At 73.9% G+C, this 12,659-nt stretch carries 10 protein-coding genes; 3 read left to right on the top strand and 7 right to left on the bottom strand.

Annotation, left to right across the window (positions count from 1 at the left end; translation table 11 throughout):
* Window positions 1-10: 10 nt before the first annotated feature.
* Both ACFVXH_RS05845 and ACFVXH_RS05840 read left to right on the top strand, forming a co-directional pair.
* Window positions 11-1,351 (top strand): FAD-dependent oxidoreductase, encoded by a 1,341-nt coding sequence (locus ACFVXH_RS05845; RefSeq protein WP_387820454.1) that lies wholly within the window; start codon window positions 11-13, stop codon window positions 1,349-1,351.
* Window positions 1,352-1,417: 66 nt separating this feature from the next.
* Entirely contained in the window at window positions 1,418-1,744 is a 327-nt protein-coding gene (locus tag ACFVXH_RS05840; protein WP_387820452.1) for an antibiotic biosynthesis monooxygenase family protein, read from the top strand.
* Between the two features lie 30 nt (window positions 1,745-1,774).
* Here the strand turns inward: ACFVXH_RS05840 and ACFVXH_RS05835 are convergent, their stop codons facing one another.
* A complete protein-coding gene (locus ACFVXH_RS05835) occupies window positions 1,775-2,800 on the bottom strand; it encodes an isocitrate/isopropylmalate dehydrogenase family protein (RefSeq protein WP_387820450.1) in 1,026 nt (341 codons plus the stop codon).
* A 201-nt stretch (window positions 2,801-3,001) separates the two neighbouring features.
* Here ACFVXH_RS05835 and ACFVXH_RS05830 point away from each other — a divergent pair, with 201 nt between their 5' ends.
* Complete coding sequence (locus ACFVXH_RS05830; RefSeq protein WP_049656270.1) at window positions 3,002-3,412, top strand: metalloregulator ArsR/SmtB family transcription factor; 411 nt, start codon at window positions 3,002-3,004, stop codon at window positions 3,410-3,412.
* Between the two features lie 4 nt (window positions 3,413-3,416).
* On the opposite strand, the gene ACFVXH_RS05825 is transcribed toward ACFVXH_RS05830, so the two are convergent.
* The 6 genes from ACFVXH_RS05825 to ACFVXH_RS05800 all read right to left on the bottom strand — a co-directional run bounded on the left by ACFVXH_RS05825 (window position 3,417) and on the right by ACFVXH_RS05800 (window position 12,623).
* Window positions 3,417-4,826: a nitrate/sulfonate/bicarbonate ABC transporter ATP-binding protein gene (locus ACFVXH_RS05825; protein WP_387820448.1), complete on the bottom strand. Its 1,410-nt coding sequence runs from the start codon at window positions 4,824-4,826 to the stop codon at window positions 3,417-3,419.
* 14 nt (window positions 4,827-4,840) lie between these two features.
* Complete coding sequence (locus ACFVXH_RS05820) at window positions 4,841-6,598, bottom strand: ABC transporter permease (RefSeq protein ID WP_387820446.1); 1,758 nt, start codon at window positions 6,596-6,598, stop codon at window positions 4,841-4,843.
* Window positions 6,599-6,700: 102 nt separating this feature from the next.
* Window positions 6,701-7,171 carry a hypothetical protein gene (locus ACFVXH_RS05815; protein ID WP_387820444.1) on the bottom strand — a complete coding sequence of 157 codons (471 nt, stop codon included), beginning with the start codon at window positions 7,169-7,171 and terminating at the stop codon, window positions 6,701-6,703.
* Window positions 7,172-7,295: 124 nt separating this feature from the next.
* Window positions 7,296-7,679, bottom strand: a complete 384-nt coding sequence (locus tag ACFVXH_RS05810; protein WP_049656267.1) for a winged helix-turn-helix domain-containing protein — start codon at window positions 7,677-7,679, stop codon at window positions 7,296-7,298.
* Window positions 7,680-8,114: 435 nt separating this feature from the next.
* Complete coding sequence (locus tag ACFVXH_RS05805; RefSeq protein WP_074004085.1) at window positions 8,115-9,764, bottom strand: NRAMP family divalent metal transporter; 1,650 nt, start codon at window positions 9,762-9,764, stop codon at window positions 8,115-8,117.
* A 513-nt stretch (window positions 9,765-10,277) separates the two neighbouring features.
* Complete coding sequence (locus ACFVXH_RS05800; protein ID WP_387820441.1) at window positions 10,278-12,623, bottom strand: FdhF/YdeP family oxidoreductase; 2,346 nt, start codon at window positions 12,621-12,623, stop codon at window positions 10,278-10,280.
* Window positions 12,624-12,659 lie beyond the last annotated feature (36 nt).

Here is a 12,659-nt window from a genome sequence, read left to right as displayed (position 1 = left end):
GGAGGCCCCGATGAGCGACTCGTACGGGCCCGCGACGGCGGGCGGCGGCATCGTGGTGGTCGGGGCCGGGCTGGCCGGCCCGGTCGCCGCGCTCTACCTGGCCCGGCGCCACGGCCGGGTGACCGTCCTGGAACGGCACGCGGACCCCCGGCGGATCCCGGCCGGTCAGGGCCGGTCGCTGATGGTGATCCTCTCCGAGCGGGGCCGGCGGGTGCTGCGGGAACTCGGCCTGGAAGCGGCGGTGCGGCGGATCTGCGCGCCGATCACCGGCCGGTGCGGGCACCTGCCGGACGGCAGCACCGCCGTCACCCCGTACAGCCGGGACGGCGCGGCGATCTGGGCGGTCGAGCGGCAGGCGCTGCACCGGCTGCTGCTGGACGCGGCCGAGGCCGAGCCGGGGGTCGACCTGCGCTTCGACCACCCGGTGCTGGCCGTCGACCCGGCGGCGCCCGCGCTGCTGGTCGGGGCGGGCGGCGCCGAGCGGTGGGTGCGGTGCCGGCACGTCATCGGCTGCGACGGCGTCCACTCGGCGGTGCGCGGCGCCCTCGTCGAGCGGGGCGCCCGGGCGCGGGTGAGCACCCTGGAACTGGCCTACCAGGAGATCGTCCTGGACCTGCCCGACTGCGACCGCGGGGTGATGCACTACTGGCCGGCCGGGGACGCGCTGTTCGGGGCCTTCCCGCAGGTGTCCAGCCGGCGCTTCGCGGGCTCGGTGTTCTTCCGCCGGGAGGGCCCGCGCCCGTCCTACCGGGCCGCGGTCGGCGGGCGGGCCCTGGCCGAGCAGTTCGCCGCCGTCTTCCCCCGGCTGGCGGCCGGAATCCCGGACCTGGAGGAGCAGTTGGGCGCCAAGCCGGTCTCCGCCGTCCGGCTCACCCGGTGCGACCGGTGGGTCCTGGGCGGCACGGCCGCGCTGGTCGGCGACTCCTGCCACGCGATGGCGCCGTTCATGGGCCAGGGCATGAACGCCGCCTTCGAGGACGTCCGTACCCTGGTCGCCTGCCTGGACCGGGAGCGGGACTGGGAACGGGCCTTCGCCGTGTACGAGCGGATCCGCAAGGGCGACGGCGACGCGATCGCGGACATCTCCTACCGGCACTACTGGACGATGTCCCGGCTGCCGGACCCCAGGCACGAGGCGGAGGAGGCCATCGCGCGCCGACTGGTCGATCTGATGCCGGAGCGGTTCCGGCCCCTGTACGAGCGCTGCGCGTTCAGCGAGGAGAGCTACTCCCTGGCGCTCACCGAGGAGCACCGGCTGCGCGAGTTGGCCCGGCGGATCCTCAGCCGGCACGGCGCCGGCGCCGCCGAGCTGCCCGACCCGCAGCTGCGGGCCTTCGCCGGGGCCGGCTGAGCCGCCAGATCTGCACGAGCCGCGTGAACTGTCGTGTCACCAGCCGGAACTGACGGGAGATCAACGATGATTCTGGTCGTTTTCAGGTCGCGCTTCTCGGAGCGGTACGACCACGAGTACGAGACGACGGAGGACTACCTCGCCAAGAAGGTGCGGGCGGTCTACGGGGACGACCTCGTCCAGGTTAAGAACTACGAGACCGAGGACGGCGAACGCCTCGCCCTGGTGTGGTGGCGCGACCCCGAGACGCTGGCGCGGTGGCGCGCCGACGTGGAGCACCACAACGCCCAGCAGCAGGGGAAGGAGAAGTGGTACGCGTTCTACGAGTTGACCGTCGCCGAGGTGATCCGGACCAGCTCGACCCTGGAGCCCGAGGCGTACCCGGCGCCCTGAGCCCGCTGTCCCGGCCCCCGGCGGGCGCCGTCACAGGGCGGCGAGGACCGCGCGCGTCGCCTCCCGGGTGCTCAGCGTGCCACCGAGGTCCGGGGTGGTCCGTCCGGCCGCGATCGATCCGGCGACAGCCGCCTCGGTCGCGGCCGCCTCCGTGTCGTGGCCGAGGTGGCGCAGCAGCAGCGCGGCGGTCAGCAGGCAGGCGAAGGGGTTGGCGACGCCCCGGCCCGCGATGTCCGGCGCCGAGCCGTGCACCGGCTCGAACATCCCGAAGCCGCTCTCCGGGTTGAGGCTCGCCGAGGGCGCCAGCCCGATCCCGCCCGCCAGCGCGGCCGCGAGGTCGCTGAGGATGTCGCCGTGCGAGTTGCTGGCCACGATGACGTCGAACCGCTCGGGCTCGGTGACCAGCTTCATCGCGGCGGCGTCGACGTACAGGTGCCGGGTGGCCGCGCCGGGGTGCCGCTCGGCGGCCCGCCGCCAGCACTCCTGCCACAGCCGGCCGCCGGCCCGCACCGCGTTGGCCTTGTCCACCAGGCAGACCTCCCGGCGGGCGGTGGCGAAGGCGAAGTCCAGGATCCGGGAGACGCCGTGCCGGGTGTTGACGTCCGCGTCGACGGCCACCTCGTGGTCGGAGGAGGCGCGGAGGTTCCCGCCGATGCCGCTGTAGAGCCCCTCGGTGTTCTCCCGGACGATCACGCAGTCCAGGGCGCGCCGGGCCGGGTCCCGCAGCGGGCTGAGCCGGTCGTGCCACAGGCGCACCGGCCGGTAGTTGGCGTACAGGTCGAAGGCGTACCGCAGCTCCAGCAGGACCTCGCGCACGTACCCGGTGTGCTCCAGGTCCGGCCGCCCGATCGCGCCGAGCAGCACCGCGCCGCTCGCCGCCACCCGGGCCAGGTCCGCCTCGCCCAGTGCCACGCCCTCCCGGCGGTAGCGCTCCGCGCCCACGTGGTCCAGCACGTCGACGTCCAGCCCCAGGCCGAACGCGTCGACCAGCCCCAGCGCGGACTCGACCACCTCGGGGCCGATGCCGTCGCCCGGGATCACACTGATGGCAGCCACGGCCGACCCTTCCTCGCGGCGGACAGGACCAACTCCGCCCGGCCGGTGCGCAGTTCCGGCCGGGCCCAGGCCCAGGCTAGGCGCCGCCGCGGCCTGTACCCCCGGTTCTGTCGCGCTTCATTCACCCGGCGGCCGCCGTCGGCGCGGGCGGCGGGGATTCCCGGCTCCGGGTGCCCGGGTACGGATCGGTACGATCCCTGTATGGGTGGTGCGCGGGAAGAGGCCTGGGACGCCGATGCGGCGGAGCGGGCGGTGGCGGTGCTGAAGGCGGTGGCCGACCCGTCGCGGTACCGGCTGCTGTGGGCGCTGAGCCGCCGGGAGCTGCCGGTGAGCGAGCTGGCCGAGCTGCTGGGGGCGCACGTCGCGGCGACCTCGCAGCACCTGGCGAAGCTCCGGGCGGCCGGGCTGGTGGTGGCACGGCGGGAGGGGACCCGGATCTTCTACCGGGCCACCGAGGTGCGCGGGCTGCTCACCGAGGCCGCGCTGATCGCCCACGACCTGCCCGACCGCCGCGACGGCGGTGACGACGGCGCCGCCCCGGCCGGTGCGACCGCGCCGCAGCCCTTCGCCCGCGCGGCCCGCGCGGTGCGCCGCCGCCCGGCGACGGGCTGAGCCCTCAGCGCTCCGGGGCGTCCAGCCGGTACTCCTGCCGGTCGGCGTCGTACGCGAAGAGCCCCGCGTAGCGGCCCCAGTCGGTCGCCGTCTCCAGCTGCCGGTCGGTCTGTTCGACGGTGTAGTGGCGGCCGAGCAGGTCGCGCAGGAAGCCGGTGCGGACGGTGGCGCCGGGCCGGTCGCCGAGGCTGTTGGCGATCAGCTTGATCAGCGGGACCTCCAGGGCCGCGGCGGCGAAGACGGCGCGGGAGTCCTGGGCGTCGGCCCCGGTGTAGGCGGCGCCGGCGTCGGTCAGCAGCAGGTCGTCGCCGTGGACCTCGGCGAAGCCGAGCAGGTCGAGGGCGTCGACCTGGGGGAGCAGGTCGTCGATGTCCAGGCCGAGCTCGTCGGCGAGGCCGGCCAGGTCGCAGCCGCCGCCCCGGTGGGCGATCGTCTCGGCGAGACCGGAGAGGCCGTCGACGCCGGCGGTGGGCAGCGGGGTGCTGGCGACGGTGCGGCGGTCGGGGTCGGGGCCCGGCTGGTCGGTGCGGCCGGGCGCCCGGGTGTCCTTGGGGCGGCCGGTCATGATCCGGTACACCCGGTCCACCCGCTCGTCGAAGGCGGCCGAGTCGCGGTCGCGCGGCCGCTCCAGGTCGACCTCGACGGTCTCCCGGATGGTCCCGTACGGGCGGGCGCCGAGGACCACGACGCGGTCGGCCATCAGCACCGCCTCCTCGATGTTGTGGGTGACCAGCACGACGGCCCGGGTCGGGAACTGGCCGGAGTCCCACAGCTCCATCAGCTCGCCGCGCAGGTTCTCGGCGGTGAGCACGTCGAGGGCCGAGAACGGCTCGTCCATCATCAGCACGTCCGGTTCGACGACCAGCGCCCGGGCGAAGCCGACCCGCTGGCGCATGCCGCCGGAGAGCTCCTTGGGGTAGGCGGACCCGAAGCCGGTGAGGCCGATCAGGTCGATGGCCTGGGCGGCGGCCCGGGCGCGCTCCCGGGGCGGCACCCCGCGGGCCTCCAGGCCGAGCTCGACGTTCTGCCGGACGGTCAGCCAGGGCAGCAGCGCGAAGGTCTGGAAGACCAGCGCGGTGCCGGGGTTGGCGCCGGTGAGCGGGGTGCCGCGGTAGCGGACGGTGCCGGAGCTGGGCGGGATCAGGCCGGCCAGGCAGCGCAGCAGGGTGGACTTGCCGGAGCCCGAGCGGCCGAGCACGGCGACGATCTCGCCGGCCCGCACGGTCAGGTCGATGCCGGAGAGCACCGGCAGTTCGCCGGCGGCCCCGGCGTAGGCCTTGGTCAGGCCGACGGTCTCCAGCAGGACCTCGTCGTCCGGGCGCGGGGCGTCGCCGTGCGGGACGTCCCCGCGCGGGACGGGCGCGGGCTCGACGGGAGCAGGCTCGGCGGGGCGGCGGCGGAAGGGGAAGCGCATCGGCGGACTCCGGACTACAGCGAGTAGCGGCGCTCGGCCAGCCGGTACAGCCGGCGCCAGAGCAGACGGTTGAGGACGACGACGTACAGGCTCATCACCGCGACCCCGGCGAGCAGGCGCGGGTGGTCGCCGTGCTCGGCGGCCCGGGCGATGTACGCGCCGAGGCCGGTCGCGGTGAGCGTGGTGGAGCCGAAGGTGACCACCTCGGCGACGATGGAGGCGTTCCAGGCGCCGCCGGAGGCGGTGATGCCGCCGGTGACGTACGCCGGGAAGATCCCGGGGATGATCAGCCGCCGCCAGCGCTGCCGGCCGCGCACGCCGAGGTCGTCCATCGCCTCGCGCAGGTCGGCGGGGACGGCCATGGCCCCGGCGATGGCGTTGAACAGGATGTACCACTGGGAGCCGAGGGCCATCAGCAGGATGCCGCCGAGGTCGATCGACACCCCGGTGCGCAGCAGCAGCCAGACCACCAGCGGGAAGACGAAGTTGGCCGGGAAGCCGGCCAGCACCTGGACGACGGGCTGGGCGATCCTGGTCAGCCGGGGCGAGAAGCCGATCCGCACGCCGATCGGCACCCAGACCACGGTGGCCACCGCGACCAGCACGACCACCCGGGCGAGGGTGGCGAGCCCGAGCAGCAGCGGCTCGCCGAACACGCCGAGGCCGGTGCGGTCGGCGAGGTAGCGGCCGAGGTCGACGAGGCCCCAGAGCACGATGCCGCCCGAGACGAGGCCGAAGGCCACGTCCCCGGCCCGCCGCCGGCCGGGGTGGACGGCCGGCGGGCGCTCGGCGGTGCCGAACATCCGCCCGGCCCGGTTCAGGGCCCGCCCGACGGGCCGCAGCGCCCGGCCGAGCGCGGCGGGCAGGCGGGAGCGGCGCAGCAGGTCCAGCACGACCGAGCGCTGCACCTCGGTGGCCTCGGACTGCTCGTTCTTGAACCGTTCGGCCCAGGCGGTGAGCGGCCGCCAGAACAGGAAGTTGACGCCGACCACCAGCACCACCATGGTGGCGATCGCCCAGCCGACCCGGCCGAGGTCCCCGGCGGCGATGGCCGCGCCCGCGTACGAGCCGACCCCGGGCAGCGCGTACCGCTGGCCGTCCACGGTGATCGCCTCGGAGGCGACCAGGAAGAACCAGCCGCCGCCGAAGCCGAGCATGCCGTTCCAGACCAGGCCGATCATGCCCGAGGGCAGTTCGACCTTCCAGAACCGCGTCCACCGGCTGAACCCGAACGAGCGGGACAGCTCGTCGAGTTCGGGCGGCAGCGAGACCAGCGCCTGGTAGAAGGCGAAGGTCATGTTCCAGGCCTGGGAGGTGAAGATGGCGAACACGGCGGCGCATTCCAGGCCGAGCATCGAGCCGGGGAAGAGCGCGAGGAAGCCGGAGACGGCGACGCTCAGGAAGGCGAGCACCGGCACCGACTGGAGGATGTCCAGTGCCGGGATCAGCACCCGCTCCAGCCGGCGGCTGCGGGCAGCGGCGTAGGCGTAGCCGAAGGTGAAGACGACCGAGACGGCGAGCGCGGTGAACATCCGCAGCAGCGAGCGCAGCGCGTCGTACGGCAGCCGGGCCGGGTCGGTGTCGACGGCCGCGTCCCGGGCGGTGGAGAACCGGAGGGTGCCGCCCTGGCCGAGGCGCAGCCCCAGGTAGAGCAGCACCAGCACGGCGGCCGCGACGACCAGGTCCACCCACACCCGACCGCCGAGGCGGCTCGCCGTCCGGGTGGGCAGCGAGCCCCGGGACAGGGCCGGGACGGACTTCGGCAGGGTCATGGCGGTACCTCCGGCGCAAACCCGGGCAGTCTGCTCCCTCGGTACGTCCGTACGCAAACCCGTCCCGCGTTTCGAGGACCGCTGCCCGGGCCCCGCCGGTCGCTACCGGGTGGGAGCGGCCCCGGTGTGCCGCCGGGCCGCGGTGACCAGCAGCCGGGCGGTGCGGACGGGCAGGTCCAGGTGCCGGGCGATCCACTGCGGGTCGTGCCCGTGGGTGGCGAACACCCAGGCGGTGTAGAGCCGGCTCAGGCCGGGCGCGCCGGGGGTGAGCAGCAGCGGGCGGACCTGCTCCATCGGGAAGCCGTCCAGCGAGCGGGCGCTGAACCACTGGGCGTCGTCGCGGAACGGCCGGGCCCCCGCCGCCGCGGCCGCGCCCGCCCGCCGCCGGCTGGTGGCCAGCAGCAGGGCGAGCAGCAGCCCGGCGGTCGAGGCGCCGATGAGCGTGCCGGACAGGAAGAGCCGCAGGGGGTGGGGTGCGAGGGCGACGGCGAGGCCCTCGGCGGTGATCAGCAGTAGGACGCCGCACAGCGCGGTCCCTCTGCCGGTCCTGGGGAACAGGGCGGTTCGGGTCATCGCGGGGGTCCTCCTTCGGACGGTCGTCGGGTCCTTCGGTGGTGGGGTCGGGCGGTCAGGTCAGGTCAGGTCAGGTCAGGTCAGGTCAGGTCAGGTCAGGGCAGGTCGGGTCCGGCCGGCGGCGTCAGGCGGTCCGGGCCAGCCGGGGGTCGTACTTGTAGCCGATCTGCCGGACGGTGGCTATCGCCTCCCGGTGCCCGGGGCCGAGCTTGCGCCGGATCCGGGCGATGTGGGTGGCGACGGTGCGGGAGTCGCCGCTGTCCGGGCGCCCCCAGACGTTCTCCATCAGCTGGCGCCGGGAGTGCACCCGCAGCGGGTTGCCGACCAGGTGGGCGAGCAGCTCGAACTCCAGGTACGGCATGGTGACGGGGCGGCCCTCGACGGTGACGGTGCGCTGCTCGGTGTCCACCACCAGGCCGGGCGCGGGAGCCGGCCGCGGGGCCGGGCGCCGGGCGGGCGCGGGGTGGTCCGAGAAGAGGGCGTCGAGCCTGGGGTAGCGCAGGGCCATGGCGGAGGGGCTCCTTCGGGGTCTGGGCGGCCGGGGCGACCGGGGTGGACGGGACGGGCGGCGCGGACGGGGCGGGGGTGCGGGCGGAGCGGGAGCGCCGCTCCGCCCGCTCTGGGGCCGGGGTGCCAGGTGGCCTCCAGCCGGGCCGTCCCGTCCGGCGCCGGGACGGCCCGCCAGCGGGCCCGCAGCCCGCCGGTGCCCGCGGCCGCCGGGCCGCCGCCCCCGCCCGCCGGGCCGGCGGCCGGAGCCGGGGCGGCCCGGAGGACGCTGTTGTCGAGGGGGCTCGCCGCCAGGCGTCGGCCGACGGCGGCGAGGGTGGAGCGCAGTCGGCCCCGGTCGGTGGACGGACGGGTGGGCCGGAAGACGGCGACGATGGTCATGGCAGGTCACCTCCGTGACAGGACAACGGGCAGGGCGTGCGCGGAGCCGGTCGGCTCAGTGGTTCAGCGCGGTCTGGACGATCTTGACGACGACCATCGCCATCGCGATCAGCAGGTAGGCGCGCAGGGCGCCCATGCCGACCTTGCGGGCGGTGGACAGCACCGGCTTGTCGAGGGTCTCCAGCGGGGGCATCCGCCAGTTCTCCCGGCCGGTGCGGTCGACCGGGTCCTCCTTGGTGCCGCGGCGCCCGAAGGTGAAGAAGTACCCGGCGACGAGCACACCGGCGACGCCGCAGCCGGCCATGATCCACAGGATCGCGTCGGAGCTGATGTCCGGCCAGACCACGGCGGCGGTGAGGATCAGCGAGAGCATCACCAGGACGCCGACCACCGCCGAGGTGAAGGCGTTGGTCCTCGGCCCGTTCGTCCAGGGCCCCAGTACGGCGCGGTCGTTGCAGAGCAGCAGCAGGAAGACGGTCGCGGAGGGCAGCAGCACCCCGGCCAGCACCTGGACGAACTGGGTCATCAGGCCCTGGGTGTAGTCGGTGGAGAGCAGCGTGATCGCCGCGGCCGCGACCACCAGGCCCGCGTAGATCCCGTAGAAGCCCTTGGCGCCCTTCACCCCGCGGTGCAGCGAGTGCTTGATGCCGAAGACGTCGCCGATCGCGTACGCGGTGGACAGCGACACCGCGAAGGCGCCGATGATCGAGGCGTCCAGCAGGGCTATCGCGAACAGCACGCCGGCCAGGTGCCCGGCCTTGTCCTCGATGCCCCGGGCGACGGCGGCCGCGTCGGAGAACTGGCCGAAGCCGTCGGTGCCCGCGAAGGCGGCGGCGGTGAGGCCCATCATGGCGGCGGCGCCGACGATGACGATCACGATGCCGATCCAGAGGTCGGCCTTCTCGTACTTCATGAAGCGCGGGGTGATCCGCTTGTCGATGACGTACGACTGCTGGAAGAACAGCTGCCAGGGCGCCACGGTGGTGCCGACGATGGAGACGATCACCAGCATCACGGCCGCGAGCTGACCGGACCCGCCCGGCATGCTCGGGACGACGAAGTCGTGCGCCATCTGCGAGGTCTTCGGGTGCACCATGAAGTAGATCGGCACCAGCAGCAGCGAGCCCAGGCAGAGCGCCACGGCGACCCGCTCGAAGCGCCGGAACGAGCCGGTGAAGGCCGAGGCGATGATGATCCCGGCCGCCAGCACCACCGAAGCGGCCTTCGGCAGGCCGAGGTACCCGGCCGCGAGCGTGACCCCGATGAACTCGGTGACCAGGGTCAGCGCGTTCAGCAGGAAGAGGTCGATCACGCTGAACGCGCCCCAGAACTTCCCGAAGCGCTCCAGGATCAGGCGGGCGTGCCCGACCCCGGTGACGGCGCCGAGCCGCAGCACCATCTCCTGGTTGACGTAGAGCACCGGGACCAGCATCAGCAGCGTCCACAGCAGCTGGGTGCCGTAGTTCTGCCCGGCCTGCCCGTAGGTGGAGAAGGCGCCGGCGTCGTTGTCGCCGACCATCACGATCAGGCCGGGCCCGATGATCGCGAGCAGGGTCTTCAGCCGCGCCGACAGGCCGTGGCGGGGCGTGGTGTCGTCGAGCCGGATGGTGCCGAGCGCACCCTTGATGTCACCGAGGTGGGCGTCGTCCAGGACGGCCGAACGCGGCTCGGGGACAGTGGAGTTGAGTGTGGCGTGGGTGGTCATGGTGGTTTCCTCCCTGGGCCCCGGACAGGCGGGGCGGTTCGGAGGCAGGCGGCAGCGCTCCCTGCAAGCGGACACGGCGCATCGGCGCGCGGCTGCGCGGCCCGTACGGAGGTGTGCGGGCACGGCGGAGCCGCGTGCGAACGTGGCGTGGACGTCGTGGCTGACGGATCGTCAGGACGTGGTGCAGGGAAGGTTGTTACCGCATGCCGGAGGTGTACGAGGGCAAGCGGGGGTAGGGGCAACTGTGGCCCGGACTACTGCAATCCATGTCTCTCGCCTCCTCCCGGCCGGCGCACCCCGTGGTGCGTGTCATCGACGCGGCAAGGAGTTCACCGGCCCGCGCAACGCGACCGCCGGTTCACCCCAACTCGTCAGAGCTTAGTCCCGTCCGGAGGTGATACTTGCGCACTTGGTTAAACCTTTACCTTTGGGGCGGGCGTTCCGGGCGTTCCGGGCGTTCCGGGTGCTCCGGGCGTTCCGGTCGCTCCGCGGCGCTCGTCCCGGTCCTCCGCTTCAGGACTTCTCGACCGTCACCTTCAGGTGCTTCATGATCGGCTGGTCGCTCTGGGTGCTGTAGTCGCCGATCGCGCACAGCACGTTCAGCTCCGGCATGTACCCGGCCGCGCAGCCGCGCGGGATGTCGTACGGGACGGCCAGGTAGCCGTGCACCGAGCGGGTGCTGCCGTCCCGGGCGGTGCTGGTGACGTCCACCCGGTCGAACTCGGCCAGGCCGCGCTCGCGCATGTCGTCCCGGTTCATGAACACCAGGGTGCGCAGGTTCTTCACGCCCCGGTAGCGGTCGTCGTCCGAGTAGATGGTGGTGTTCCACTGGTCGTGCGAGCGCATCGTGCCCAGCGCCAGGGTGCCCGCCCCGGGGACGACGTCGGGCAGCGGGGCGGCGGAGAACTCGGCCCTGCCGGAGGGGGTGTCGAAGACCAGCTCGCGGGCCGGCTGCTTGATCCGGAAGCCCAGCGGCAGCCGCACCCGGCGGTTGAAGTCCTCGAAGCCGTCCAGGACCCGGGCCATGGTGTCGCGGATGCGGTCGTAGTCCTCGATGTACCACTCCCACGGGGTGGCGCTGTCCGGCAGTGCCGCGCGGGCCATCCCGGCGACGATCGCGGGCTCGGAGAGCAGGTGCGGCGAGGCCGGGCGCTTCATGCCGACCGACAGGTGCACCATGCTCATCGAGTCCTCGACCGAGGTGGACTGCACCCCGGCGCGCTGGTGGTCCTTCTCGGTCCGGCCCAGGCAGGGCAGGATCAGCGCGGCCCGCCCGTGCACCAGGTGGCTGCGGTTCAGCTTGGTGCTCACCTGGACGGTCAGCTCGCAGGACTCCAGGGCCTGCCGGGTGTACGGGGTGTCCGGCGCGGCGAGCGCGAAGTTGCCGCCCATGCCGACGAACACCGTGACGTCGCCGCGCCGCATCGCCTCGATCGTGCCGACGGTGTCCAGCCCGTGCTCGCGCGGCGGCTCGATCCCGCACACCTCGGCGAGCCGGTCCAGGAACCCGGCGGCGGGCCGGTGGTCGATGCCGCAGGTGCGGTTGCCCTGGACGTTGCTGTGCCCGCGCACGGGGGAGGGGCCCGCCCCCTCGCGGCCCAGGTTGCCGCGCAGCAGCAGGAGGTTGACGATCTCCCGGACGGTGTCCACGCCGTGCTCGTGCTGGGTCACGCCCAGGCACCAGCTGAAGATCGAGCGGTCGGCCTCCCGGTAGACCCGGGCCGCCCCGAGGATGTCGGCCCGCTCCAGCCCGCTCTGGCGCTCGATCTCCTCCCAGGGCGTGGCCAGGCAGATGTCGCGGTAGGCCTCGAAGCCGGTGGTGTGGCGGTCGATGAACAGCCGGTCCAGCGCCCGGTCGTCGGCCGCGGACTGCTCCAGGACCGCCTTCGCCATGCCGCGCAGCAGCGCCATGTCGCCGCCGATCCGCGGCTGGAGGTTCAGGGTGCTGGTGCGGGTGGCCCGGTTCAGCGCCATGTCGGTGAAGTCGTGCGGGATGATCGTCCGGGTCGCCGCCGCCTCGACCAGCGGGTTGATGTGGACGACCTGCGCGCCGCGCTTGTACGCCTCGGCGAGCGAGGTGAGCATCCGGGGCGCGTTGGAGGCCGCGTTGACGCCCAGGATGAACAGCGCGTCGGTGACCTCCCAGTCCTTGAGGTCGACCGTCCCCTTCCCGGTGCCGAGCGAGGCCTGCAGCGCCCGGCCGCTGGCCTCGTGGCACATGTTGGAGCAGTCGGGCAGGTTGTTGGTGCCCAGTTCGCGGGCCAGCAGCTGGTAGAGGAAGGTCGCCTCGTTGCCGAGCCGGCCGGAGGTGTAGAACGCCGCCCGGTTCGGGTCGTCCAGTCCGCGCAGGGTGCGGCCGACCAGGGCGAACGCGTCCTTCCAGCCGATCGGGACGTAGTGGTCGGTGTCCGGGTCGTAGACCATCGGCTCGGTGAGCCGGCCCTGGTCCTCCAGCGCGAAGTCGCTCCACCCGGACAGCTCGGTCACCGAGTGGGCGGCGAAGAACTCCCGGCCGACCCGCTTGCGGGTCATCTCCCAGGTGACGTGCTTGATGCCGTTCTCGCAGATGTCCAGGTGCAGGCCCTTGGTGTCGTCGGGCCAGGCGCAGCCGGGGCAGTCGAAGCCGCCGTTCTCGTGGTTCATCCGCATCACCGCCCGCGGCCCGTCCAGGTACGCGCCCTCGCGGGCCAGGAAGCGGGTGACGCTCTTGGCGGCGCCCCAGCCGGCGGCCGGGTGGTGGTACGGCGCGACGTGGGGCGGCCCGGCGGGGGAGGGGCCGACGTCCTCCCGCGGCTCCCGCGGGGGCTCCTGCGGCTGCTTCCGCGGGGGAGTGGTGGCGGCGTCGTCGGAGGTGGTCACGGTACTCGCCTTCCGTCGCACGGGTCGGACAACCGG

The organism is Kitasatospora sp. NPDC058184 (assembly GCF_042883725.1).
Taxonomy (GTDB): Bacteria; Actinomycetota; Actinomycetes; order Streptomycetales; family Streptomycetaceae; genus Kitasatospora.
This window is presented reverse-complemented; position numbering and strand designations above follow the sequence as displayed.